General features: G+C 35.3%; 28 protein-coding genes. 20 read left to right on the top strand and 8 right to left on the bottom strand.

What is annotated here, in order from left to right; translation table 11 throughout:
- Positions 1–28: 28 nt before the first annotated feature.
- From BGI23_RS13745 to dltD, 5 genes are all read left to right on the top strand, one after another.
- The gene (locus BGI23_RS13745) at positions 29–1,090 is read left to right on the top strand and encodes a dipeptide epimerase (protein WP_070806253.1); all 1,062 of its coding nucleotides are present in this window, start codon (positions 29–31) and stop codon (positions 1,088–1,090) included.
- 39 nt (positions 1,091–1,129) lie between these two features.
- On the top strand, positions 1,130–2,131 hold the full coding sequence (locus BGI23_RS13740; RefSeq protein WP_000755453.1) for a C40 family peptidase: 1,002 nt from the start codon (positions 1,130–1,132) through the stop codon (positions 2,129–2,131).
- A gap of 20 nt (positions 2,132–2,151) precedes the next feature.
- Positions 2,152–3,774 carry a peptide ABC transporter substrate-binding protein gene (locus BGI23_RS13735; protein ID WP_070806252.1) on the top strand — a complete coding sequence of 541 codons (1,623 nt, stop codon included), beginning with the start codon at positions 2,152–2,154 and terminating at the stop codon, positions 3,772–3,774.
- Positions 3,775–3,893: 119 nt separating this feature from the next.
- On the top strand, positions 3,894–4,421 hold the full coding sequence (locus BGI23_RS13730) for a GNAT family N-acetyltransferase (RefSeq protein ID WP_070807308.1): 528 nt from the start codon (positions 3,894–3,896) through the stop codon (positions 4,419–4,421).
- Positions 4,422–4,689: 268 nt separating this feature from the next.
- The gene (gene dltD, locus BGI23_RS13725; RefSeq protein ID WP_070806251.1) at positions 4,690–5,871 is read left to right on the top strand and encodes a D-alanyl-lipoteichoic acid biosynthesis protein DltD; all 1,182 of its coding nucleotides are present in this window, start codon (positions 4,690–4,692) and stop codon (positions 5,869–5,871) included.
- Positions 5,872–5,906: 35 nt separating this feature from the next.
- On the opposite strand, the gene BGI23_RS13720 is transcribed toward dltD, so the two are convergent.
- Positions 5,907–6,131 (bottom strand): hypothetical protein, encoded by a 225-nt coding sequence (locus tag BGI23_RS13720; protein WP_000558704.1) that lies wholly within the window; start codon positions 6,129–6,131, stop codon positions 5,907–5,909.
- Positions 6,132–6,271: 140 nt separating this feature from the next.
- Here BGI23_RS13720 and BGI23_RS13715 point away from each other — a divergent pair, with 140 nt between their 5' ends.
- Complete coding sequence (locus BGI23_RS13715) at positions 6,272–6,760, top strand: DinB family protein (protein ID WP_070806250.1); 489 nt, start codon at positions 6,272–6,274, stop codon at positions 6,758–6,760.
- A gap of 34 nt (positions 6,761–6,794) precedes the next feature.
- Here BGI23_RS13715 and uptA read toward each other — a convergent pair whose 3' ends face one another.
- Positions 6,795–7,400 (bottom strand): undecaprenyl phosphate transporter UptA, encoded by a 606-nt coding sequence (gene uptA, locus BGI23_RS13710; protein ID WP_070806249.1) that lies wholly within the window; start codon positions 7,398–7,400, stop codon positions 6,795–6,797.
- A gap of 276 nt (positions 7,401–7,676) precedes the next feature.
- Here uptA and BGI23_RS13705 point away from each other — a divergent pair, with 276 nt between their 5' ends.
- Together BGI23_RS13705 and BGI23_RS13700 are read left to right on the top strand one after the other, a co-directional pair.
- Complete coding sequence (locus BGI23_RS13705) at positions 7,677–8,789, top strand: HD domain-containing protein (RefSeq protein ID WP_070806248.1); 1,113 nt, start codon at positions 7,677–7,679, stop codon at positions 8,787–8,789.
- Between the two features lie 18 nt (positions 8,790–8,807).
- Positions 8,808–9,305, top strand: a complete 498-nt coding sequence (locus tag BGI23_RS13700; protein ID WP_000262121.1) for a GNAT family N-acetyltransferase — start codon at positions 8,808–8,810, stop codon at positions 9,303–9,305.
- A 175-nt stretch (positions 9,306–9,480) separates the two neighbouring features.
- On the opposite strand, the gene BGI23_RS13695 is transcribed toward BGI23_RS13700, so the two are convergent.
- Positions 9,481–10,245: a DUF1836 domain-containing protein gene (locus BGI23_RS13695; protein WP_000447224.1), complete on the bottom strand. Its 765-nt coding sequence runs from the start codon at positions 10,243–10,245 to the stop codon at positions 9,481–9,483.
- A 259-nt stretch (positions 10,246–10,504) separates the two neighbouring features.
- On the opposite strand from BGI23_RS13695, the gene BGI23_RS13690 reads away from it, so the two are divergent.
- Together BGI23_RS13690 and BGI23_RS13685 are read left to right on the top strand one after the other, a co-directional pair.
- The gene (locus BGI23_RS13690; RefSeq protein ID WP_000914479.1) at positions 10,505–10,954 is read left to right on the top strand and encodes a hypothetical protein; all 450 of its coding nucleotides are present in this window, start codon (positions 10,505–10,507) and stop codon (positions 10,952–10,954) included.
- On the top strand, positions 10,942–11,250 hold the full coding sequence (locus tag BGI23_RS13685) for a YxcD family protein (RefSeq protein WP_000447759.1): 309 nt from the start codon (positions 10,942–10,944) through the stop codon (positions 11,248–11,250). Before BGI23_RS13690 ends, BGI23_RS13685 begins: the two co-directional genes overlap by 13 nt.
- A 24-nt stretch (positions 11,251–11,274) precedes the next feature.
- Here BGI23_RS13685 and BGI23_RS13680 read toward each other — a convergent pair whose 3' ends face one another.
- The 4 genes from BGI23_RS13680 to BGI23_RS13665 form a co-directional block, all read right to left on the bottom strand.
- On the bottom strand, positions 11,275–12,510 hold the full coding sequence (locus tag BGI23_RS13680; protein ID WP_070806247.1) for an NAD(P)/FAD-dependent oxidoreductase: 1,236 nt from the start codon (positions 12,508–12,510) through the stop codon (positions 11,275–11,277).
- On the bottom strand, positions 12,507–12,839 hold the full coding sequence (locus tag BGI23_RS13675; RefSeq protein ID WP_070806246.1) for a (2Fe-2S)-binding protein: 333 nt from the start codon (positions 12,837–12,839) through the stop codon (positions 12,507–12,509). The genes BGI23_RS13680 and BGI23_RS13675 overlap by 4 nt, the downstream gene beginning before the upstream one ends.
- Complete coding sequence (locus tag BGI23_RS13670; RefSeq protein WP_070806245.1) at positions 12,836–13,108, bottom strand: (2Fe-2S)-binding protein; 273 nt, start codon at positions 13,106–13,108, stop codon at positions 12,836–12,838. The genes BGI23_RS13675 and BGI23_RS13670 overlap by 4 nt, the downstream gene beginning before the upstream one ends.
- Before the next feature lie 74 nt (positions 13,109–13,182).
- Positions 13,183–14,844: a sigma-54 interaction domain-containing protein gene (locus BGI23_RS13665; RefSeq protein WP_070806244.1), complete on the bottom strand. Its 1,662-nt coding sequence runs from the start codon at positions 14,842–14,844 to the stop codon at positions 13,183–13,185.
- A 180-nt stretch (positions 14,845–15,024) separates the two neighbouring features.
- On the opposite strand from BGI23_RS13665, the gene BGI23_RS13660 reads away from it, so the two are divergent.
- From BGI23_RS13660 to BGI23_RS13630, 7 genes are all read left to right on the top strand, one after another.
- Positions 15,025–16,200 (top strand): NAD(P)/FAD-dependent oxidoreductase, encoded by a 1,176-nt coding sequence (locus BGI23_RS13660; RefSeq protein WP_070806243.1) that lies wholly within the window; start codon positions 15,025–15,027, stop codon positions 16,198–16,200.
- Positions 16,197–17,234 (top strand): proline racemase family protein, encoded by a 1,038-nt coding sequence (locus BGI23_RS13655; RefSeq protein WP_070806242.1) that lies wholly within the window; start codon positions 16,197–16,199, stop codon positions 17,232–17,234. Before BGI23_RS13660 ends, BGI23_RS13655 begins: the two co-directional genes overlap by 4 nt.
- Positions 17,231–18,172, top strand: coding sequence for a proline racemase family protein (locus BGI23_RS13650; protein WP_070806241.1), 942 nt, complete (start codon positions 17,231–17,233; stop codon positions 18,170–18,172). Before BGI23_RS13655 ends, BGI23_RS13650 begins: the two co-directional genes overlap by 4 nt.
- A gap of 22 nt (positions 18,173–18,194) precedes the next feature.
- The gene (gene dapA, locus BGI23_RS13645) at positions 18,195–19,091 is read left to right on the top strand and encodes a 4-hydroxy-tetrahydrodipicolinate synthase (RefSeq protein WP_070806240.1); all 897 of its coding nucleotides are present in this window, start codon (positions 18,195–18,197) and stop codon (positions 19,089–19,091) included.
- Between the two features lie 18 nt (positions 19,092–19,109).
- On the top strand, positions 19,110–20,594 hold the full coding sequence (locus tag BGI23_RS13640; RefSeq protein ID WP_070806239.1) for an aldehyde dehydrogenase family protein: 1,485 nt from the start codon (positions 19,110–19,112) through the stop codon (positions 20,592–20,594).
- A gap of 107 nt (positions 20,595–20,701) precedes the next feature.
- Complete coding sequence (locus BGI23_RS13635) at positions 20,702–22,192, top strand: alanine/glycine:cation symporter family protein (protein ID WP_070806238.1); 1,491 nt, start codon at positions 20,702–20,704, stop codon at positions 22,190–22,192.
- Between the two features lie 30 nt (positions 22,193–22,222).
- Positions 22,223–22,663: a carboxymuconolactone decarboxylase gene (locus BGI23_RS13630; protein ID WP_172801689.1), complete on the top strand. Its 441-nt coding sequence runs from the start codon at positions 22,223–22,225 to the stop codon at positions 22,661–22,663.
- Between the two features lie 67 nt (positions 22,664–22,730).
- Here the strand turns inward: BGI23_RS13630 and BGI23_RS13625 are convergent, their stop codons facing one another.
- The gene (locus BGI23_RS13625; protein WP_070806236.1) at positions 22,731–23,372 is read right to left on the bottom strand and encodes an HD domain-containing protein; all 642 of its coding nucleotides are present in this window, start codon (positions 23,370–23,372) and stop codon (positions 22,731–22,733) included.
- Between the two features lie 105 nt (positions 23,373–23,477).
- Here BGI23_RS13625 and BGI23_RS13620 point away from each other — a divergent pair, with 105 nt between their 5' ends.
- The 3 genes from BGI23_RS13620 (at position 23,478) to ppaC (ending at position 25,962) form a co-directional block, all read left to right on the top strand.
- A complete protein-coding gene (locus BGI23_RS13620) occupies positions 23,478–23,981 on the top strand; it encodes a GNAT family N-acetyltransferase (RefSeq protein WP_070806235.1) in 504 nt (167 codons plus the stop codon).
- Between the two features lie 224 nt (positions 23,982–24,205).
- Positions 24,206–24,871 (top strand): lytic polysaccharide monooxygenase, encoded by a 666-nt coding sequence (locus BGI23_RS13615; RefSeq protein ID WP_000850063.1) that lies wholly within the window; start codon positions 24,206–24,208, stop codon positions 24,869–24,871.
- Between the two features lie 161 nt (positions 24,872–25,032).
- A complete protein-coding gene (gene ppaC / locus BGI23_RS13610; RefSeq protein WP_000416850.1) occupies positions 25,033–25,962 on the top strand; it encodes a manganese-dependent inorganic pyrophosphatase in 930 nt (309 codons plus the stop codon).
- Positions 25,963–26,015: the final 53 nt, after the last annotated feature.

Raw genomic sequence — 26,015 nt, 5'->3', positions numbered from 1 at the left:
AGGTTCTATTTTGCGAGAAAACGAAAGGATGAACAAAATGAAAATTACTGATGTAAAAGTAAATCGTAGACGTGTAAATCTGCATACACCGTTTAAAACGGCGCTTCGTACTGTAACCGAAATAGAAAGTATAGACGTATATATTCATACAGATGAAGGAATTGTTGGCAAGGGTGCTGCAGCTGCAACACCAGTTATTACGGGGGATTTCGCTAGTGGGATTGAAGAAGCAATTTTAGGGCCGATGCGTTCAAGTTTAATTGGTCAAGATATTATTCAGTTTCAGCAGTTACTACAGCACATTCAAATGAGTTGTATTGGAAATCCTAGTGCAAAAGCGGCGGTAGATATCACTTTATATGATGTGTATTGTCAGTATCATAACGTTCCACTTTACGCATTATTAGGTGGAAAAAAAGAAATTCACACAGATATTACTGTAAGTGTAGATGAACCGTTCATTATGGCGAAAGAGGCAAAGCAACATGTAGAAAAAGGATTTCAAACTTTAAAAATTAAAGTGGGGAAATCTGCACACTTAGACTTAGAACGTATTGAAGCAATTCGAAATAGCGTACCAAAAAATACGACGTTACGATTAGATGCAAATCAAGGGTGGAATCCAAAAGAGGCAGTTTCTATCATTAAAGAGATGGAAAATCGCAATTTAAATATTGAATTTATTGAACAACCTGTTCATGCGAAAGATTGGAATGGATTAAAGTACGTCAAAGATCATGTACAAACACCTATTATGGCAGATGAAAGCATATTTTCAGCGAGTGATGCATTAAAAATTGTGCAAGGAAGATATGCAGACTTAATCAATATTAAATTAATGAAATGTGGTGGCATTCGCGAAGCGTGGCGTATTGCCGATATCGCCGAAACAGCTGGTGTAAAATGTATGGTCGGTAGTATGATGGAATCTTCACTTTCTGTTAGTGCTGTAGCTCATTTAGCAGCTGCACATCCTAATATTCATTACTTTGATCTAGATGCACCTCTTTGGTTAATGGAAGAACCGGAAGGAATGACTTATTCAGGATCAAAGGTAAACCTTCAATCGACAGTGAATAGTAAATCTTAAGAGAAGAAACTAGAAAACTATCTTTTAAGGGGGATATTTATGAAAAAAGTAGGAACTGCATTTTTAACAACTTTATTTATATTTTCATCGTTTACATCAGCAAATGCTGAAGAAAAGAAAGATAGTAAGGCGTTTATCGATGTATCTGCTGCAACACTTTGGACCACGCCTGATTCATTACGGCCAATTGATGCACCAAGTGCTACAAATCCAGTTGATTTGTGGAAGTGGACGAAATCGATGACGCTTGATGAGAAACTTTGGTTAACAAGTGCAAATAAATTAGAAACGCAAGCGTTATTAGGCCAAGAAGTAACAGTTGTAGATAAAAAAGGGGATTGGGTGAAAGTGTTAGTTCATGGCCAGCCAACACCTCGAAATGAAGAAGGCTACCCAGGATGGATGCCTGAAAAACAGTTAACATATAATCAAGAATTTGCAGATAAAACAAATGAACCTTTCGTATTAGTAACAAAACCGACAGCCATTTTATATATAAATCCTTCTGAAAAACATAAATCGCTTGAAGTGAGCTATAATACGCGACTGCCGCTACTTAGTGAAGATACGATTTCATACCGCGTGTTGCTACCAAATGGGCAGAAAGCTTGGCTACGAAAAAATGATGGAACGGTTTACCGTTCTCAAAATGATATTCCAACCCCGACGGCCGATGATTTAATAAACACAGGGAAAATGTTTTTAGGATTACCGTACATTTGGGCTGGTACAAGTGGTTTCGGATTTGATTGCTCTGGATTTACACATACGATTTATAAATCGCACGGTATTACAATTCCACGAGATTCTGGTCCGCAATCGAGAAATGGAGTTGCAGTGGATAAAGAAAATTTACAAAAAGGAGATTTAATCTTCTTTGCATATGATCAAGGGAAAGGTAGTGTCCATCATGTGGGAATGTATATTGGTGACGGAAATATGATTCACTCACCAAGAGCTGAAAGATCAGTAGAGATTATCCCGTTAAATACACCTGGATATATAGAAGAATACGCTGGTGCTCGTCGTTACTTACCTTAAAAAATAGAGGGGGTTTTCAAATGAAAAAATTTGTTCGCTACTCATTAGTTAGTACTCTATTCGTTTCTTCGATTTTAGTTGGCTGCGCAAAAGAAAAAACAACGACAAAGCCGAAAGATGAGAAGAAAGTATTACAGTTACTAGAAACGGGTGAAATTCCATCGTTAAATTCAGGGAAAGTAACAGATGCAGTATCATTTAACGTTTTAAATAACGTAATGGAAGGACTATTCCGTTTATCGAAAAATGATGAAGTGATTGAGGCTGGAGCACAAAAATATGAAGTGAGTAAAGATGGGAAAACATATACATTCCACTTGCGTGATGCGAAGTGGTCTAACGGAGATCCAGTAACAGCGCAAGATTACGTATATGCTTGGAAGCAGCTTATTAATCCGGATACTGCTTCTCAATATGCATACATTGCGTACGATGTGAAAAATGCGGAGAAAATAAATAAGAAACAACTAGGATTAGAGGAATTAGGAGTAAAAGCGAAGGATGATAAAACGTTCGTTGTGGAGTTGGAACATCCTGTACCGTATTTTACGAAACTACTTATTTTACCGTCCTTCTATCCAATTAACGAGAAATATGCGAAAGAGCAAGGCGATAAATATGGATTAGAAGCAAATAAAACGGTATATAATGGGCCATTTACATTATCTGATTGGAAGCATGAAGCTAGTTTTACGATGAAGAAAAACGATAAGTATTGGGATAAAAAAGAAGTGAAGCTAGATGAAGTAAACTATCAAATTGTTAAAGAAATTTCAACTGCGGTAAATTTATATGAAACAGATAAAGTTGATAGAGCTGTCATTTCTACAGAATTCGTAGATAAATATAAAAATAATAAAGAGCTAAAACAATATACAGATCCAGTTATGTACTTCTTCCGATTCAATGAAAATGTACCGATTCTTAAAAATAAAAATGCACGTCTTGCGCTAAGTACAGTGTTTGATAAGAAAGGACTTGCGACTTCGTTTTTAAATGATGGTTCGGTAGCAGCGAACTATTACGTACCTAAAGGGTTCTTAAAAGGCCCTGATAAAAAAGACTTTAGAAGTACGGCAGGTGAGTTTAATAAGACGGATGTAAAACAGGCGAAAGAATATTGGGAAAAGGCGAAGCAAGAAACAGGTACAAATGAAGTGACGCTTGAGTTATTAAACTATGACTTAGAAAACTTCAAAAAAGTAGGAGAATACATTAAAGAAGAGCTAGAGAAAAACTTACCAGGCTTAAAGGTAAATGTAAAATTACAACCGCATACGCAAAAACTAGCGTTAGAGAAGAAGAAAGAATATGAAATGTCACTATCACGCTGGTTACCGGATTATCCAGATCCAATGACTTACTTAGAAGTATTCCTTTCTGGAAGCAGTGTGAACAATACAGAATATGCAAATCCGGAATATGACGCTTTAATTAAGAAGATTAAAACAGAATTAGGTAATGATGAAAAAACTCGTTGGAAAGCAATGCAAGATGCGGAAAAAATGCTGCTAGATGATGCAGTAATAGCACCGGTATTCCAGCGCGGGTTATCATACTTACAAAAGCCATATGTGAAAGATTTATATGTACATCAATTCGGCCCGGCAACTAGTTTAAAATGGGCAGATGTACAAAAATAAAAGTATGGAGAAACAGACTTCACCTGTGTGATAGTCTGTTTTTCTTATTTAAAGTTAGAGAAATAGTCCGTGGTATAATTTACTGGTCTGTATAAAACGTTTGGATGGGAATGATGTTTATGTTTGAAGAAAAGGAAGTAATATGTACAAAAAGATTGTTCATGAGGAAACCAAGTATAGAATATGTTGATCAATTTTATAACATATTAAAGCAAGAAGCTGTTGGCAAATGGCTTGCTAAATCACGAGGAATGTCAAAAGAAGAAGCAAATGATTATATCAGGAATCTTATATTACATTGGGAACAGTATAATTTTGGTGTATGGTTGTTATTTAATAGTGAAACAGGAAAGCTTTTAGGACATTGTGGTTTAAGGAAAGTGGATGAAACTGATGAAATAGAGATTATGTATCTACTTGATCCAGACTATTGGGGAAATGGATATGCATCAGAAGCGGCAGGGGCTTCTATTCAATATGCAAAAGAGACGATGGGGGTAAAAAGAGTAATTGCTAGGGTGAAAATAGCAAATGACAATTCGAAAAATCTTTTACGAAAGTTAGGTTTTACATATACTCATAATGTTGATTATAGTGGACGTACCTTATCTTATTTTGAATTTAATATAGCTTCTGATGAATTATAGACATTTTATATGTTTTTTCATGTCTTAATAATAAAATTATTACTAAATTTCCAGTGTGAAATTTATGTAGAATCTTGTATAATTAACGTGTTTCTATGGAAACATTTTCTTGCGCTATTTGTATAGGACTTAATAGAACAAGGAAAGAAATACATACATGTATATAATAGATAAATAGAATGGAACATGTATAGAGAAAAAGGAGAGAAATGATGGCGTGTCAAAAACAAGGGTTACAATTTAATAGCAATAGGAAGAGGAAGAGACGATGAAAATGAAGCATGCTTTTGGTCCGATAATTTTAGCATGTTTGCTTTTTTTCATTATCATATTAATCCCATCGAAAAGTTTCGTATCATTTATTAGTGATAAGAAGGTAGAAGATGCTGCAACTTCCTTACAAAAAGAAAAACTACAAAGTGTTTTCTTACAGCAAAAAATGTTAGAGAATTCACAGTATTTACCGATGTATGGTTCATCTGAATTTTTACGAATGGATGCATATCACCCATCTAATTACTTTAAAGTAAATCCGGCAGGTTTTACGCCATATTTAATGGGGGTTGGCGGTACGCAAAGTTTAGCTCATATATTAAATATGACGTCTACTATGGATGGATTAGAAGGTAAAAAGGTAGTCTTTGTTTTATCGCCACAATGGTTTACAAAGACTGGGGTATCACAAGGGGATTTTACGAACAACTTCTCGAAGCAACAAGCATATCATTTTATTTTTAATGATAAAATAAATGTTGAAATGAAGAAGCAAATTGCGAAACGACTATTAGATTATACAGTTGTTCAAGAAGATGATATATTAAAAAATTCATTAGAAGGTATTGTATATAATGATACGAAACATAACGTAAAAGCGGGCTTAGTTAAACCACTTGCTTATATGCATCGAAATATTTTAGATCATAGAGATTTATTTAACTCCATATTTAAGATTGAGCCGATGAAAGAGAAAACAAATATCAGACTTCGTTCAATTTCTTGGGAAGACGCACGTAAACACGCAGAACAAGAAGGGAAGGCTGAGTCTACTACAAATACATTCGGAATTGAAAATCCCTATTATCATAAGAATAATCTGAAGAAAAAACTAAAAGGTTTAAAAAACTTTAGAGCAAATGAAACATATGATGAATCACCAGAATATGGTGATTTGCAAATTATTTTAGATTTATTTAAAGAGAAAAATGTCAAACCACTCTTTATTTCTGTACCTGTAAACGGGCCTTGGTATGATTATACTGGCTTCCCGAAAGAACGCCGTGAAGTGTATTATAAAAAAGTTCGAGAACAAGTTGAGAAAGCAGGATACCCAGTAGTTGATTTCTCTGGCCATGAATATGATAAGTATTTCTTAAAAGATACAATTCATTTAGGCTGGAAAGGCTGGATTTACTTTGATGAAGCAGTGCAAAACTTTTATAGTGAAAAATAAGCGTGAAGAAGGAACGGCTATAAGCTGTTCCTTTTTTAGTATAGAGTATTTTGATGTGGGCAATTCGGGAAGGCATGTATATCTTGAATTTGTCTAAAATCATAATGCTTCATTGCGAATTGCGCTTGGTAAAGGTATTCATACACATATAATTGACCATCATGTGCTGAACATAATACACCAGAAGTTCCTTGGCCATTAATGAAGGAAATGCCGATAGGGCGTCCGATTAAGTATTGTATTTTTTGTTGCCAATGCATAGGGGAATCACTCCTTTTTGAGATAATATACGAAATGAATGAGTGAATTGTAGCTTATCCACATAAGTATGAAGGCTTTTTATACAATTTCTAGAAGATATTAATATGAATGAATTATAAGTGCGAGAAAGGATTGAATAATGAAGAAAGAGAATATTTTGGAAGAAAAATTAAATATAATAGAATGGTGTCAAACATTGAAGGGATTAAGTGATGATATGTGGCTTCGATCATTTAAAAATGGTTCGTGGGGAATTGCAGATGTGATTTCACATTTTATCGTTTGGGATACGTTTTTAATAAAGCATAGAATTCCATACTTTATAAGTGGACAATCTGTACCAAATGTTCCAATAGATGTTGAGGAAATGAATAAGGGAGCAATAAAATATGCGAGATCTGGAATTTTAAGAGAAGAGCTTATCAACCAGTTTAGCTATACCCGTAAACAATTAGTAGACGAAATTGAGCGGATTCCTACCGATAATTTTTATAATGACTTTCAAATTGGTATTAAAAAAGTAAGGCTGAATCATTATTTTTCATCACTCATTCATCATGACTTAAAACACAAAGAAGAAATAATCCAATTTTTAATACATAATCCAGTCTATAATAAAAACCGCTAACATTCGTAATGAATTTTTAGCGGTTTTTATTATTTTAAGCAAGCTTTTTACGTTTTTTTGTCCATTTTTTAATGACGAAGTATAAGAGAATAAGTATGATGCCACCTATTGCGAACGATTTCACATACGATCCTGCAACATCGTTAATATTCTCCCAATTCTCACCTAGTTTTTCACCTAAATAAATGAAAATGATAGACCAAGGAATGATTGCAAGTGCTGTTAATGTAGTGAAACGTAATAATGGCATTTTTGTAATGCCAGCAGGAATTGAAATCGCATGACGCACTACTGGAATAAAGCGGGCAGTGAAAATTACACCAGTCCCGTAACGGTTAAACCAATCTTCAGCTGCATCTATATGCTTTTTATGAATGAAAATATATTTTCCGTATCGTTCTAATATAGGTCGTCCACCGTATCGTCCAAGCCAATAAATAAAGATTTGAGCAATAACACCACCAATTGTACCAAACACAACTGCACCTAAAAATGAGATACTACCATTGAATACTAAGTATCCCGCATAAGCAAGGACAATCTCACTTGGAATAATTTCAATCATAAGTCCAAGCATAATGCCCCAATAACCTAGCCCTTCAAAAAATGTTAATACTGAGTGAATAAAACTACTTACCATTGTTGCACCTTCTAGTTTATGTATTTTTGAATATATGCCCCTTTATTTAACAATGTAAAAGGTTCACTATATGTAGATTATACCTTATTTATATAGGGGATTGCTATTTCAATTCATTTATGTCTCTTATAAGTATTATAGTGAAGCATATAGGGTCAGTTTTTATAAAGAGATAATGAAAAGATTATTAAAAATTTCTCATATATTAATGAAAATAAACTGAAAATTAAGTATAATTATATAGGTTTTTTATTTATAAAAACAGGAGGAGAATACATGCAATTTAATGATCCGATTTATGGAACAATTACTATTTGTGATAGACATATCCTTCGATTGATAGATACAAAAGCATTTCAAAGGTTGGCTTATATTAAAGAGCAGGGACATACATATTTTTTACACGAAAACGCAATACATACGAGGAAAGAACATTCAATAGGTGTATATGTACTTGTAAATAAAGTAATAGAACATCTTACGAATATTGGTGATATTCATTTATCAGAATATGAGAGGGAATTATTATCTGTTGTAGCACTCCTACACGATGTCGGTCATGGCCCATATTCGCATTGTTTTCAACAAATATCAGGTGAAGATCATGGTGAGTGGACTATACGAATCATTCAAGAGGACGAAGAAATACGAACGATTTTAAATCAGACCGCCGGATTATTAGATGATGTAACGAAAGCTTTAACAGAAGATGGTGTTTTTCCAATTATAGATGAGCTCTTGTTTAATTCATTAGGAATGGATCAATTAGATTTTTGGAATAGGGATTTATATTATTCATCGCTTGAGATAGGTGGATTACAGATAGAAGAACTGATAGCTAGTATGCGTTTTATAAACGGTAAACTTGTCATTGAAGAATCGGGAATCCCTTTGATCGAACAACTAATGAAAATGAAAGAAGGACTTTATAATAATGGCTTTGGTCATCCGTTTGTAATAGGAAAAGATTTATTGTTGCAATCCATTTTTCGAAAGGTAATGGAAAAAAATCTTAAGTTCTATACTCCTGAATTACAAAATTTCTTTTATAAAGAAGATTTATTAGTAGAAGACTTTCTTCCATTACAAGATGAAATGATTTTACATGAAATTCAGTGCTTTGCAAAATCAGAGGACAAACAATTAGTGGCGTTAATTCAACTTTATTTTTCAGGTGCTAAAAGTTTATCATTTCAAAAAGGAGTAGAGGGTGATTTTAAAAAGGAAAACAACAATTTAGCGATAATAACTGAGAAAAAGGCGTACAGTTCATATGTAGGTGGTATTTACGTCTATAGTGAGGAGCAGTTAGAGGACATTGTAGAAAAATCCCTTTTTATTCGAGAGATAGTAAGGTTACCTAAAAAAGAATATGCATATTCAATTTAAAATGGATGAGGTGGAAATATGGTTTGGAAAGAACGTCTTTTAGAAATGGATGATTTACCAGTTATATTAGAATGGTATAACGATGAAGAATTACATAACATAGCGGATATAAAACCATTTAAGCGATATACAATCGAAGAGCTTCGTGAGTACTGGACTGAAAAATTGTCGCGTTCTTATGCAAGTTATCATGTAATAGTAGTGAAGGATGAAGTAATAGGGAGGGTCGGATTAAAAAAGACGAAATATGATGATACATATGTGATGGAATACTCTATTCTCATTGGCGTTTCGAAGTTATATTCAAAAGGGCTTGGGACGGAGATTACAAAGTATTTTATTAATAAATCATTTTTAGACCCTGATATAGAAGCAGTTCTATTGCAAGTTAGGGAAGATAACAAGAGGGCGATTCGTTGTTATGAGAAAGCTGGATTTGAAAAAGTAAAATTGTATGTGGAGAATGAAGTGAAAGTGTACGAAATGCGTAGAGTTAAGAAAGAGGAAACAGTATAGAAAGAAAAAAGCGTGTGCATTTAATTCTGAATATAGCGTGAATTAGGGAGAGTGAATAAAATAAATGAAACATAAAAAATGAAACTTATATGTAAACGATTTTTGCATCTTATATTGATATAAAAAACAAGCATCTCCCAGTTCTACATATAAGATAGGGGGATGCTTGTTTTTTTTACGGTTTCACATCTAAATTTTGTAAAAATAACGTTGCTGTTACGTAACGTTTCGCTAACATTTGTACATAAGCGGTATGTACAGAAAGTGTGGCGATAATAATGGCGTTACGAATTGCTTCACGTTGTTCGTTATTAACCTGATCGAACTTGCTTGCAATTTTATCAGCTCTTTCTTTTACGATGTTTTCAATTGTATGGATTGTATCTGTTGCATTTAATTGTAAGCAATTCCCTTGATTGAGTTCTTCAAATAGAGAAGAGTATGCTCCATATAAATGAACAGGATTGATTAAGTCATCACTTCGATCGGCTGGGTCATTTACGATAAGGCGTAATAGCTTACGAATGGATTCAAAATCAAGTGCTGTTTTTAAATCTTCAACAATGAATAGTAAGGCTGCTTGTTCAATTGAATATTTTTTTCCTTTTTGAGGAGAGCCAATCATTTCTTTTATATCTCGTTTCACCCAGTTTTGCATGGCAGTTACAGAGAAACTTGTGTTTTCGATCTGATTGCCAAGCGCGACTATTTCATTTAAAGAGAAACCGACGTCGGTATCGTCAATTTTTATCAGTTTTTCAAAAATAGGTGAAAGTGCGGTAGTAATAAAAGCAGTTACGCTTTGTCCGCTTTCAATATCTTTTTTATGTGACTTTGCCCAAGCTTCTTGTAAAATACCGAGAGGCTTTTTCGTATTCCATCCCCTTAATGATAGAAGAAGGGTAGCCATTTCGTTTCGTGTGAGATGAAATGTTTCCATCTTTTCACCTCCATAAATAATAAAAAGTTCTTATGAACCTATAATATGTTTTGTTTCATTTAAAGTCAATTCTGTTTTGCTTAATTTTTCCTTTGTCACTAAACTGTCGGAAGTAAATAACACTTGCATATTTCGACAAAAGTTCATATAATAAGTTCATAAGAACCTTTAAAATGTTTTTAAAAATAAATCTATCATTCTGAATTTACTAGAAAGGTAGATTTCACATATATCTATATAAAAGGAGAATGGATATAATATGTTGAAAAAACTTGTAGCAGTCATGACAGCATTCATGGTTATCTTTGGAGCTAGTAGCTTCATGTTTGTAGATCACGCAGCAGCGAAGAGTTACAAATCTGGTAAAAAGTCATTTACACCAAGTTCAGGTCAAAAGTCAAAAGTTGATTTAAACAAAAAAGACTCAAATGTAAATTCTCAAAAAACGACTCCTGATTCAAAAACAAAAGCAACAAATACAGCACCAAAAAGTAATAAAGGAAGCTTTATGAAAGGTTTATTACTAGGTGGTCTTGGTGGTTTACTAATGGGTAGCTTATTTGCAAATATGGGAGCTCTTGGTTCTGTATTAGCGTTTATGGTAAATATGTTAGTAATGGCTGGTATCGTAATGTTAGCAGTTCGTGCATTTAAATACTTCAAAGATCAACGTAAGAAAAAGGAAGATGAAGTAGCATGGAAACGATAAAAATTTCTGAACAAGAACTGATCAATGCACTTTGCGTTTATATCGCTGAAAAAAGACAAGTTGGTCCAGAAGAAGTTTTAGTTGAACTCATGTACGACGATGACTACGGTTTCTCTGCTGAAGTAGAGGTAAATGGTCGCCAACAAATTTTAATTCAAGCGAACTTAATCGAAGCACTACGCTTATTGCTTGACAGAGAATATAATGTCAATTCATTTGCGGCAAGATTACAACTTGAATTAGATGATGAAGAAGGCATTTACGCATTAGCGAAATTTAATAACTCAGATGAGTAGGAAAAAGAGCTGTTGAGAGTAATCTCAGCAGCTCTTTTTAGTATATGCATATGCAAGGGAATAATCACGCCAAATTTCATTCATTTTTCGTCTACCGACATCAATGTTCGGGTTAAATTGTATAGCAGCTTGTTGACGTACCGCATGTACATGTTGGATTGCTTGTTGCAATTGTTGTTCCACCAAATGGGATTTTTTATTTGCTTGTTTTACAATTGAATATCCAGCAACAGTTCCTTGTGCCATGGCGATTTTCCCGCTTTCAATGCCAGTTATATTCCCGGCTACAAATAAACCAGCAAGAGGGGTTTCCATTGTTTCGGAATGGAGAGGAACATGCCCGCCTAATTCCGGAATGTAACGGAACGGACAGCCAGCTACAGCGGCTAGTTCAGCGAGAGGATATAAGCCGCCGGCAATACAAACGAAGTCTGCTTCATATATTTGTTCCGATCCGGTTACGATATTTCCTTTCGTATCAATATTAGCAATGCGTACACCTTCAACTTGATCTGTTCCGATAATTTCAAGAGCTGCTTTTCGAAGGTGAAGAGGTGTACCGTTTATTTTCATTCCGCTGTTTGGATAGAAGGTTAATCCGGCTTTTCGAATCCAGTCATATTTCATAAAATGGCTACCTATGCGTAGAAAAGCAGAAGGAGCGAGATGAGCCGCATTTAAAAGAGAATTTAAAACTTCTTCTGGTTCACCAGCCTGTTGACTTAATTCATTTTTTTCAGGAAGGACCATATGTTCCACTTTAATTCCTGCCAATTGTAATTCATTCAAAATAGCAAATGACAATATGTTAGCACCAATAATGATTCCTTTTTTCCCAACTTGAACACGATGTACATTCGTCATAACTTGAGCAGCGCCAATTGACATCACCCCAGGGAGTGTCCAACCAGGAAGAGGGATAGAGTACTCAGCAGCGCCAGTAGCAAGTAAAACGAACGGTGCTTCTAACGTACCGATATTCGTATGTACGAACCAACAACTTTCATCTTTATCTAAATTATAGACGGAAATGCCACATCGAATATGAACTGAAAGAGATTTTGCTTCATCGTGAAGTCGCTTCGATTCTTCTATTCCGTTCCACCATTCTCCAGAAGGCTCTTGATGTAATTGTCCTAACAATCTCCCTCCAGGCTTCATAAATTCATCAATAACAAGTACTTTTAGTCCAAAACGGGCACAAGAGATAGAGGCTGATAAACCCGCTGGTCCAGCTCCGATAATTATGACATCATTCATCGCTTTTTCACCATCTCTCTAACGATATTTGGATGCTGTTTACCACTATCAACAACCATACCGTTTTCTACAACAGTTAAGCATGCTCGTACGTTTGCTTGATTGTTTACTGTGACGCGGCATTCAGAACAATGTCCAATATTACAGTAAATACCTCGTGGTGTCCCGCTATCTTCATGCACTCTTAATGTTCTTATTCCGTTCGCAAGTAAAGCAGCTGCAATCGTTTCATGTTCATATGCTTCATATTGTTGACCGTTAAATTGAAAAGGGATGCGATTACTATTATGTAAACTCCCTAAAATAGGGTGATGTGTAATTCTACTCATTTACTTTCACCTACCGATCCAAAAGTAACTGCTCGTACCGGTGGTTGATATTTCAATGGAATGTCATTTGTAGTTACGCCTGGATTTGCATGTTCAATCATTCGATCTATCATCATTCTACATGTGCGGCCACCGCAAAATCCCATGCCGGCACGTGTTCTTAGTTTTAATTCTCTTGCCGAGCATTTATAATTAGCAATTGTCGATTGAAGTTGACCGTATGTAACTTCTTCACATCGACAAACAATTAAGTGGTCTTTATTCGTCATATGTATTCCTCCTCTAGTTCGGTTTGCACAAATTATATAATGCAAAAACTATGCCAATATAGAGGAGGGAAGGTTTATTGTAATCCAAGTTTTTTTAAACGGTTATATAAAGTGGCTCTCGTAACACCAAGCTGTTTCGCACATTCTAATTTATTTCCATTCAAAATGCGTAAAGCCCTCTCAATGACTTTTTTCTCATGTTCCTCCATCTCTTCTTGTAAAGAGAGGATTGTATTATTGTTGCTGAGTAATAGGGAATGAGCCGAATGTTCCTCTAAAGTTTCAGATGTATGAAATGGTAAATATTCTTGTTTTATAATACCGTCAGTCGCAAATACGACAAGTCTTTCAACAACGTTACGGAGCTCGCGAATATTACCTGGCCAATTGTAATGAAGCAGTTCATGCATAATGCTGGACGGTAAGTCGCGAATGGGTCTGTTATAGTTGATTGAAAAATCGTTTAAGAAAGAGTAGGTTAATTCAATGATATCTTCGCGTCTTTCCCGCAGCGGTGGAATATGCAAGCTAACGACATTTAGACGATAGTACAAATCTTCTCGGAACGTGCCTTTTTTCATTTCTTCTTGTAAATCACGATTTGTAGCAGCGATAATACGGAAATCAATATGAATCTCTTTTTCTCCACCAACTCGATAATATTTTCTTTCTTGTAGTACACGTAAAAGTTTTACTTGCATATCGAGCGGCATTTCTCCTATTTCATCAAGAAATAATGTGCCGCCTTGCGCGAGCTCTATTTTACCCTTTTTCCCTTTACTATTTGCACCAGAAAATGCCCCGCGCTCATAGCCGAATAATTCACTTTCAAATAATGCTTCTGGAATTGCGCCGCAGTTAATTGAAATGAATGGAGCTTTAGCTGCTTCACTTGCATCATGAATTGCTTTCGCAAATACTTCTTTTCCAACACCACTTTCGCCGAGTATTAAAACAGTTGATTTCACCGAACAAACCTTTCTAGCTAATTGTATCGTTCTTTGTATAACGGCGCTCTTTCCATTCATCGCAAGAAAAGGATCTGATTCATCTTTATACTTTGCTACTTCTTGTTCTAAACGGTGCATTTCATGTGACATATTGAATAGTTTTTCATTTAATGCGACTTGATTTGTAACGTCAGTTTCTGAAACGACTGCTCCTATAATTTTACCGTTACAATAAACTGGATTTGAGTTAATTAATACGAACAAATCTGGACGAGGTTGATGGAACTGAGCGATTATACTTTTTCCGTCATGTAATGATTGCAAAATTTCCAAATCTTTATAGTCAAAAAAACGAGTGATAGGTTGCCCAATAATCTCATTATGCTTGACTGAAAAGATCTTCTCGGCGCCATCTGTCCAGGTGCAAACGCGTTCTTTATCATCGATGACTGTAACGGAAGAATCAGTAGTTTGTATTACGGTGTTATAAAAAGATTGGAGTTCATTGTAAGACTTAACAAGAAACGGAATGATTTGCTGTGCCGTTATACAGCATATAAGCTCTTTATTTCGGTTCATTATGATAACGGCTAGTTCATTGGAAACCCCGTCAATTAAAGTGGTGAACGAATCATCTTCATATATAACTGCACAATTATATTCTTCTGTAGTAGAAGGTCGGTAATAAAATTTTTCGTCAACTTGTTCAATGTGTTGAGTGCTATATGTATGATCAATAGATAATGTTTTTAGAAATTCTTTTATTGTGGGAAATGAGAATGCCATATTGTCCTCCTGTTATGTATAAAAATTTTGACAGTGATAAAAAAATAATACACTTATTTACGATAAATTTAAAATATTTTTACAAATAAAAATATTGTTTGTAAAAATTGTATATATGTACAGTTGGCACGTCAATTGCATAAAAGAAAGTGAGAGCTTTAGGGGAAGGAGGAGTATTTTGTGAGGCACTGCGACGTTTTAATAATTGGCGGTGGTATTATTGGCTGCTCGATCGCTTATTACACTTCAAAATACGGAAGAGACGTAACAATCATTGAAAAAGGAGAATTTGTCAGCGGGACGTCTTCACGCTGTGATGGAAATATTTTGGCTATTGATAAAGACCCGGGGTTTGATAGTCAAATGTCGTTAGTAAGTCAAAAATTAGTAACGGATTTAAGTGAAGAGTTAGAGCACTCATTTGAATATAGGGCGCCAGGAAGTATTCTCGTATGTGAGTCAGACGAAGAAATGGAAGCAGCGCAGCAATGGGTGAACCGTCAAAAAGAAGCGGGTCTACCGTTTCGAATGCTTGATAGGCAAGATATAAGAGCGGAATCGCCATTCTTTGCAGATGATTTATTAGGCGGGTTAGAATGCGCAACAGATTCGACTGTAAATCCATATCTTCTTGCTTTTTCACTTCTTGCAGAATCGAAGAAATATGGTACGAAGGCTTTTAATCATACGGAAGTAAAAGAAATGAAAAGAGATAAAGACGGTTCCTTTATTGTAGAAACGACAAATGGGACGTTTACTGCGAAGCAAGTGGTGAACGCAGCGGGTGTGTGGGCTCCGAAAATCGGACAAATGTTGGATGTAAATATCCCCATTGAACCGAGAAAAGGGCATATTATTGTAGCTTCAAGGCAAAGGCACGTTGGTTGTCGTAAAGTTATGGAATTTGGTTATTTAATTTCTAAATTTGGTGGAAAACGAAAAGTGGATGCTTTAACTGAAAAATATGGAGTAGCTCTCGTATTTGAGCCGACAGAAAGCCAAAATTTTTTAATTGGTAGTAGTAGAGAATTTGTAGGGTTTCATACGAGGGTAAATAACGAGGTTATTAAATGTATTGCGAACAGAGTAATTCGCTTTTATCCAAAAATGGTGGATATGATGGTGATTCGTTCCTATGCTGGGTTACGTCCGTGGACAGAAGATCATTTGCCGATTATTTCACGTGTGGAACATATCCCGAATTACTTTATTGCAGCAGGGCATGAAGGGGATGGCATTAGTCTTGCCGCAGTTACAGGGAAAGTGATTGAAGAGTTATTAAATGAAAAAGAAACAATCATTCCTATTGAACCACTTCGTTTGAGTCGTTTTACAGAAAGGGTGTTAAATGGATGAGGTCACAAAGAGTCTTTACGACGATTGATACACATACGGGTGGGAATCCAACGAGAACATTGATTAGCGGACTACCTAAGTTACTTGGAGAGACGATGGCAGAGAAAATGTTACATATGAAAAAGGAGTATGACTGGATTCGCAAATTGTTAATGAATGAACCGCGTGGTCATGATGTAATGTCAGGAGCACTATTAACAGATCCGTGTCATCCTGAAGCAGATATTGGTGTTATATACATAGAGACAGGCGGATATTTACCGATGTGTGGCCACGATACAATTGGAGTATGTACAGCTTTAATTGAATCAGGTTTAATTCCGGTAGTTGAACCGATTACTTCGCTAAAGTTAGATACGCCCGCCGGCTTAGTTGAAGTAAATATTTCTGTTCAAGATGGAAAAGCGAAAGAAGTCTCCTTTTGTAACATTCCAGCTTTTTTACTGAAAAATATTACAGTAGACGTCGAAGACATTGGAACTGTAGAGGCTGATATTGCGTATGGAGGGAATTTTTATGCCATTATCGATGCGAAATCAGTAGGGTTAGAGTTAGTACCAGAAAACGCATCTACAATCATAGATAAGGCAATTCATATAAGAAATATCATTAATGAGAAATTTGAAATCATTCATCCAGAGCATTCGTTTATTAGAGGATTAACCCATGTGGAGTTTTATACAGATCCTACACATGAAAGTGCGCATGTGAAAAATACAGTTGTCGTTCCGCCTGGAGGAATTGATCGTTCTCCATGTGGTACAGGAACATCAGCGAAGTTAGCGGTATTATATGCGAACCAAAAAATTGAGATTGATGAAGAGTTTGTTCATGAGAGTATCGTTGGTTCTTTATTTAAAGGGTGTGTCATAAATACGACAAATGTTGAAAATATTGAAGCGGTCGTAACGAAAATTACAGGTTCAGCTTGGCTTATGGGGATGCATAGATTTTTTTACAATGAAAAGGATCCACTGAAAGAAGGCTTTTTGCTAATTCCGCCGATGGAACATGAAACGGAGGATGTAAAATGAACATTCAAAAAATGTATACAGCAGTAGACGTACACGTAAATGGCGAGGCATTCCGTGTAATAAAAGATGTACCATGCAAGTACTACTACAATTTAGAACAATTAAACGAACAATTTTCAGGTGAATTAGCAGAAGAAATGCAGCTTTTATTAAATGAACCGCGTGGTTTTATCGGTTTAAATGGATGTATCGTCGTTCCTTCTATTCATCCTGAAATCGATGCAGCTGTATTATTTTTTAATCATGAAGGGTCAATACCTCTTCATTACGGAGGTATTGTCGCAGTCATAACGATGTTACTAGAAAGCGGATATTTAAAAAAGAGAGAGACGAATCAATACAAAATCGAAACGTTATCTGGCATATTTTTAGTCCATGCGCATGTAGAGAATGATGAAGTTGTATCTGTTTCGTTTGAAAGTAAAGTATGTTATATGATTGAGAAAAATTTACAAGTTGAACATATAAGTTACTCTCTCATACAGGCAGATAAAGTATACGCAGTTGTAGAAAAAGGTGCATATTCACCAGAAATTCATATTGAAAACATTTCTGAATTGAAAAAATGGGGAGAAAGTACACTACAAGCTATACAAAAACAGTCGTTAATAAAAAGGCTTATTTTAGTAGATTCTTCGCAAAAAGAAAAGAACCATATAAAGTCGATTACCTTTCATGAAGATAACTTTATCGTACGATCGCCAGGTTTTGTTTCTACTATTGTGTCTTATGTTCACGCGTTATTTAAAAATAATTATATAGTGGATAAACCTTTTATAAATGAAAGTATATGTAATAGCTTTATAACTGTTGAAAAAGTGAAGAAGGAGGAAACGGGTTACATTTTCCGTTTTGAAAGTAGAGGATTTATTACAGGGATGCAGACGTTTCTATTAGATCCTACAGATCCGTTTCCGACAGGATTTTTATTAAAATAAAATAGTAAAGGGAGAGGTAAATATGAAAAATATTAAAGGGGCATTTCCAGTATTAATCACACCGATGGATGAGTTTCAAGAAGTTAATTGGAACGGTGTAAAGCAAAACATAAATTATTTTATTAATCAAAAAGTAGCTGGCATTATTATTAATGGAAGTACAGGAGAGTTTGTGAGTTTATCAAAAGAAGAACGATTTAAAATGGTAGAAACAGTATTAAAAGAAGTTAATGGCCGTATACCAGTTATTGTTGGAACTGCAGCAGAAACGACGAAAGAAACGATTGAATTTACAAAACATGCAGAAACGCACGGAGCGGACTGCGCATTAATTATTAACTCATACTATTGTAAGCCAAAAGAAGAGGAAATTTATTTTCACTTTAAAGAAATCTCAAACGCTGTAAATATACCAATTATGTTATATAATAACCCGTTTACATCTGGTGTTGATATGAGTACAGAACTCATGCTACGTATCGGGAAAGACTGTGAAAATGTTACACATATTAAAGAATCTAGCGGAGATATTCGAAAAGCGAGAGATTTAGTAAGACAAGGCGAAGGTGCTTTTCAAGTATTCTGTGGATCTGAAGATTTAGTTATGGAATCTTATTTAGTTGGTGCGACGGGATGGGTTTCAGTAGCAGGGAATATCGTACCGGGGCTTGTTACGAAAATGTATGAGCATTTTCAAAATGGTGAATTAGAAAAAGCTTGGGAAATAAACGATGCGATTTTACCTCTTTGCGAGTTTCTTGAAGGATCAGGAAAGTATGTACAAATCGTGAAACGCTCAATGGAATTACACGGGCAAGCTGGGGGGCCTTCTCGCTATCCGAGACTCAGATTAACTGAAGAAGAGGATCAAAAGCTTCAAATGATTATTTCAAAAATTGCAGCTCATGCAGCTGTTTAAATAAGGAGGAGAGCATAAATGTTAACGAAAAACATTGAACTAAAACCAAAAGTGAAAGCGTTTTTAAATGAAGAAATTAAAATGTTTATTAATGGTGAATTTGTTCCTTCCATTAGTGGAAAGACATTTGAGACATACAATCCAGCAACTGAAGATGTTTTAGCTGTCGTATGCGAAGCACAAGAAGAGGATATTGATGTGGCAGTAAAAGCGGCACGATCTGCATTTGAATCAGGACCTTGGGTAGAAATGACTACTGCTGAAAGAGCACATCTTATTTATAAATTAGCAGACTTAATTGAAGAGCATGGAGAAGAATTAGCACAGCTAGAAGCTTTAGATAATGGAAAACCATATCAAGTAGCACTTGATGATGATATTGCAGCGACTGTAGAAAATTATCGCTATTATGCAGGATGGGCTACAAAAATTATCGGGCAAACCATTCCGATTTCAAAAGATTACTTAAATTACACACGCCATGAACCTGTTGGCGTTGTAGGTCAAATTATTCCTTGGAATTTTCCGCTCGTTATGTCTTCTTGGAAAATGGGAGCTGCACTAGCAACAGGTTGTACGATCGTATTAAAACCAGCAGAGCAAACTCCTTTATCCTTATTATATGCAGCGAAACTTTTTAAAGAAGCAGGTTTTCCAGATGGTGTTGTAAACTTTGTTCCAGGTTTCGGCCCTGAAGCGGGAGCTGCAATTGTAAACCATCATGATATTGATAAGGTAGCCTTCACAGGTTCAACAGTTACAGGAAAATATATTATGCGTCAATCTGCAGAAACAATTAAACATGTAACGTTAGAACTTGGTGGTAAATCACCAAATATCATTTTAGAAGATGCTGATTTAGAAGAAGCGATTAACGGTGCATTCCAAGGTATTATGTATAATCACGGTCAAAATTGTAGTGCTGGATCTCGCGTGTTCGTTCACCGAAAACATTACGAAACAGTCGTAAATGAACTTGTGAAAATGGCGGATAACGTGAAACTTGGAGCAGGTATGGAGAAGGACACGGAAATGGGTCCACTCGTATCTAAAAAGCAACAAGAGCGTGTGCTACATTATATTGAACAAGGAAAAGCTGAAGGCGCTACTGTTGCTGCTGGTGGTGAACGTGCATTTGAAAAAGGTTATTTTGTACAGCCAACAGTATTCATAGATGTTACTGACGATATGACGATAGTTAAGGAAGAAATCTTCGGTCCAGTTGTCGTTGTACTTCCATTTGATTCAACGGAAGAAGTAATCGAAAGAGCAAATCGCTCTTCTTACGGACTCGCTGCAGGCGTATGGACACAAAATATTAAAACAGGACATCAAGTTGCCAATAAATTAAAGGCAGGAACGGTATGGATTAATGATTATAACTTAGAAAATGCAGCGGCACCATTTGGTGGATTTAAACAATCTGGTATCGGCCGTGAGTTAGGTTCATATGCGCTTGATAATTACACAGAAGTGAAAAGTGTTTGGGTAAATATAAAGTAATAGAGAGATGAAATAATGAGATAGACGGACAACTGGAAGTTTTAATAATAGTTGTCCGTTTTCTTATATATAAAATAGTGTTCTAAAGAATGATAAGGGGGATTTGGATGGAGCAATTAGTAGAGTGGTTAGTAGGGCAAGTGTGGAGTATTGGTTTAGTTGTTTTCGCGTTAGGAGCAGGTGTGTATTTTACAATTGCAACTCGTTTTCTTCAAATTCGTTATTTTAAAGAGATGATTAAACTATTATTTGAAGGGAAGAGCTCAGAAACGGGAATATCATCCTTTCAAGCATTTTGTTTAGCTTTATCAGGTAGGGTTGGAATAGGTAATATTGCAGGGGTCGCGACAGCTATCGCTTTTGGCGGGCCGGGAGCTGTATTTTGGATGTGGGTAATGGCTCTTTTAGGAGCAGCTAGTGCCTTTGTCGAATCAACATTATCTCAAATATATAAAAGTAAAGTTGGAAATGAATATCGCGGTGGTACACCGTATTTCATTGAAAAAGGCTTAAACATGAAATGGTTTGCAATCATTGTAGCAGTCGTTGTAACACTTTCATATGGTGTTTTATTACCAGGTATTCAATCTAGTAGTATCGCAGTTGGATTCGAAAACTCTAATGGTATTAGCAAATATATAACTGGTATATTGTTAGTCATATTATTAGCAGCAATCATTTTTGGTGGCGTAAAGAGAATTGCTGGTGTTTCGCAAATGCTTGTTCCATTTATGGCAATTGGTTATGTAATTGTTACATGTATCGTATTAATTGCGAACGTAACAGAAATTCCAAGTATGTTTGCATTAATTTTCTCTAGTGCTTTTGGTGTAAATGAAATGTTTGGCGGAATTGTCGGTGCAGCAATCGCATGGGGCGTAAAGCGTGCTGTATTTTCGAATGTTGCTGGTGTTGGAGAAGCGACGTATAGCTCCGCTGCTGCTGAAGTATCCCATCCTGCAAAACAAGGATTAGTTCAAGCGTTTTCTGTATATATCGATACAATTGTTGTTTGTACAGCAACAGCTCTTATGATTTTAATAACAGGTATGTATAATGTTATACCGGAAGGGAAAAGCGCTATTGTAAAAAATATAGGGAGTGTCGATGCTGGTCCAATCTATACACAACAAGCAGTTGAAACTGTTATGACTGGGTTTGGTCCATTATTCATTTCAATCGCAATCTTCTTCTTTGCATTTACAACTTTACTCGCATACTACTATATCGCTGAAACGACACTTACTTATTTAGATCGTGAGCTTAAATATAGCTGGTTAAAACCAGTTTTGAAAATTGGATTTTTAATTATGGTTTACATCGGTAGCATAGAATCAGCGTCGCTTTTATGGAATCTTGGGGATTTAGGAATTGGTAGTATGGCATGGTTAAACTTAATTGCGATTCTACTATTAAGTAAAATCGCATTAAAAGTGTTAAAAGATTATGAAGCGCAGAAAAAAGAAGGGAAAGATCCAGTATTTGATCCTAAAAATGTAGGAATTGAAGGTTTAACATTTTGGGAAGAAAGAAGTAAAGAGGTTGCAAGAAAAAACTCTAAAGAACAAGCGGTAGTGGATGATAGTCTGAAACTGTAGTTTAAATAAACTGAATATTCATTCTATTAAATGAGGTATATTGCCTTCTTTTCATCACATACTACAGTAGGTACAGATAATTTGAATGGGGGTAATAATAAGATGGAACACGAACAACATCATAGTTCAGTAAATGACGTTCTACATCATTATAAAGAAGGAATCGGTAGTTTTACAAACCAAATTCCTGAAATTGCTGAAACATATAATGCATTCACGCAAGCTTGTTTTCAAGAGGGTTCTTTAACAAAAAGGGAAAAACAACTTATTGCATTAGGAATTAGTCTAGCAACGCAAGATGAATATTGTACCGTTTATCATACAAAAGGTTGTCTGGATCAAGGGTGTTCAGATAAAGAAATTCTGGAAGCGTGCGGTGTATCAGCAGCATTTGCTGGTGGAGCTGCAATGAGTCAAGCGGTAACTTTAGTACAAGAGTGTTTAAGTGAACTGAAAAATCATAAGCATTGAATAGAAAAAAACGTTTTAAACTTTATGTTTAAAACGTTTTTTATGTGAAATTACATTTGTATTCATTTTAATATTTTATATCTTCATAAATCGAATTCTCTACATCAGGAAGAACTGTGTATATGCTTTTACCGATTAAAGCTTCTAATTCTTTCTTAATTGCATAAAACCCTTTCCAATGTAATGATGTATGAGACGTTGTACCGTGACGTAAACCAACGGAAATCAATCTTCTTTCCAGCGTAGTAAAACCATCCGCGTCAGCAAGAGCATCACAAAGAGTAATTACTTTATTGTATAAATCGTAGTTACAATGTTCAATCAATATTTCAACTAACTGGATTCTCATATAATCAGGAACGAGACTCCACTCCGCTGCGATATCTATATGTTCATTTTTGCATGGGAATGAGTGTGTAACACAAATAACAGCGTTTCCTGTATACCCTAAATCATTCATATACATATAACCATCATAGGAATGAATGACCGATTTGGTAAAACCTTTGTATCTTCCGATATCATGCAAAAGGGCAGCATTATATGCTATATCAGCATCTAGATTATACCCATTTTTAATAAGTTCTATAATTATGTTTTCAGTTGCCTGAGCAACATTTATTGAATGTTCAAACCAAGGACCGGGGTTTTGTTCATATGCCCATTCGAGTAATTCTTTTGCATATGTTCTATCTACTATATATTTCATATCGTTATCCTTTCCCTAAAAAATCATGTTTTAAAGAATTTCATCTTAGTATATCATTATTCCTGCTTTAAAAATTGGTACAATGAAACAAAAGGGGGATTAGTAATGCAAAATTTAGTAATTGAAGAGATTAAGAAAATAAATGATGATATGGAAGAGCTTTCTGAACTTTTGAAAACGGTTGTAAATGATGGGGCGTCAATTGGTTTTTTACCTCCACTGAATCAAAAAGAATCAGCGAAATATTGGGAAACTGTTTTAGCACCAGAAGTGATCTTATATGTTGCTAAAATAAATAATGAAGTGGCAGGGAGTATTCAATTACATTTAGTTACAAAGCCTAATGGGATTCATAGAGCTGAAATTTGTAAGTTAATGACTCATCCAAACTTTAGACGTAATGGCATTGGACGTTCACTTATGCGCAAAGCAGAGGAACGAGCGAAGCAAGAAAACAGGAATCTTTTAGTGCTAGATACGAGAGAAGGAGATCCTTCGAATAAATTGTATAAATCATTAGATTATCAAGAAGCTGGAAAAATACCAGAATACGCAATTTCTCCAAATGGTAATTTAGATGCCACAGTTATTTATTATAAATTTTTATAAGTGATGATTAAAATGCTGTCATGCTTAAAATAATAAAGTTTGATTTTTAACACCGTCTATATTTCTCTAGCGGTGTTATTTGAATTTAATTAATGTGCTAATTGAATTTGAGAAAGTTTTTAGAGGGTTCTTTTCGTAATGTTCCTCGACTTATAATGGATGTAGAGAAGATGACTAGGCAACTATAGTTATTTTCGCTTTATTATGGGAAAGGGGATGACGAGATGAAAACGAAAGGTTTACAGAAGGTGAAGAAAGTTATATTAAGTGGTGGGATATTACTTACAGGATTGTTAACTTTCGGTTTTTCAGAAAAAGCTTCAGCTCATGGATACGTAGAATCACCAGCCAGCCGTTCTTATTTATGTAAGCAAGGGGTAAATGTAAATTGTGGTCCGATTCAATATGAGCCGCAAAGTGTAGAAGGCATAGGTGGATTCCCGCAATTAGGACCTTCTGATGGACAAATCGCAGGAGCTGGCCATTTCCCTGCTTTAGACGTTCAAACAGTTGATAGGTGGAAAAAAGTTACGTTAAACGGCGGGACGAATACATTTAAGTGGAAACTAACCGCACCTCATAGTACGAAAGAGTGGAAATATTATATTACGAAAAAAGATTGGAATCCAAACAAGCCTTTAACGAGGTCTGATTTAGATTTAGTGCCTTTCTATGTGAAAAATGATGGAGGAGCTAGACCTGGAACTTCCGTAACACATGAAGCAAATGTGCCAACTGATAGAAATGGATATCACCTTATTTTAGCTGTGTGGGAAATCGCAGATACTGGAAATGCATTTTATCAAGTTATAGATGTTAACCTTGTAAATAACGGTTTAGCATCAAATAACGTGCTAAATCATGTAGCGCAAGTTCCTACTTTATTTTAAATAAAGTATACATTTCGATCATCTAATTCATTTTAGATGATCTTTTTTACGAAAAACGATGAAAAATATAGAAGAAAGTGCAATTATTTATAAAAAATTATGCTTTAAATATTGTCATATTTGCTTCTTTAAGATATCCTTTTCATGAAGAGGTGGAAAACATGGAAAAAGTACTAGTTTTCGGGCATAAAAACCCAGATACAGATGCAATTTGTTCTGCAATTGCTTATGCAGAATTGAAAAAAGAATTAGGAATGAATGCTGAGCCTGTACGTTTAGGCGAAATCAGCGGTGAAACTCAATTTGCGTTAGACTATTTTAAAGTAGAAGGACCGCGTTTTGTTGAGACAGTTGCAAACGAAGTGGACAACGTTATTTTAGTAGACCATAACGAGCGTCAACAAAGTGCTAACGATATCGAATCTGTTCGTGTGTTAGAAGTTATTGATCATCACCGTATTGCTAACTTTGAAACAAGCGATCCTATTTACTACCGTTGTGAGCCAGTTGGTTGTACAGCTACAATCTTAAACAAAATGTACAAAGAAAACGGCGTTACAATTCGTAAAGAAGTTGCAGGTTTAATGTTATCTGCAATCATTTCAGATTCTTTACTATTCAAATCTCCAACTTGTACAGAGCAAGACGTAGCAGCAGCTCGTGAATTAGCGGAAATCGCTGGTGTAGATGCTGACAAATACGGCTTAGAAATGTTAAAAGCTGGTGCTGACTTAAGCGGAAAAACAATGGAGCAATTAATCTCTCTTGACGCTAAAGAATTCCAAATGGGTAATGCGAAAGTTGAAATCGCACAAGTAAACGCTGTTGATACAAATGACGTTCTTGTACACCAAGCTGAACTTGAAAAAGTTATCTCTGCAGTAGTAGAAGAAAAAGGTTTAGACCTATTCTTATTCGTTGTAACTGATATCTTAACTAACGATTCTGTCGGTCTTGCGATCGGTAAAGCAGCAAACGTTGTTGAGAAAGCATACAATGTATCTCTAGAAAACAATACTGCTACATTAAAAGGTGTAGTATCTCGTAAAAAACAAATCGTACCAGTATTAACAGAAGCATTCCAAGCTTAATATTATTGAGTATGATTTAACAAAAAGACAAGTAGTCAGATTGGCTACTTGTC

The sequence above is a fragment of the Bacillus sp. ABP14 genome (assembly GCF_001831375.1).
Lineage (GTDB): Bacteria > Bacillota > Bacilli > Bacillales > Bacillaceae_G > Bacillus_A > Bacillus_A paranthracis.
This window is presented reverse-complemented; position numbering and strand designations above follow the sequence as displayed.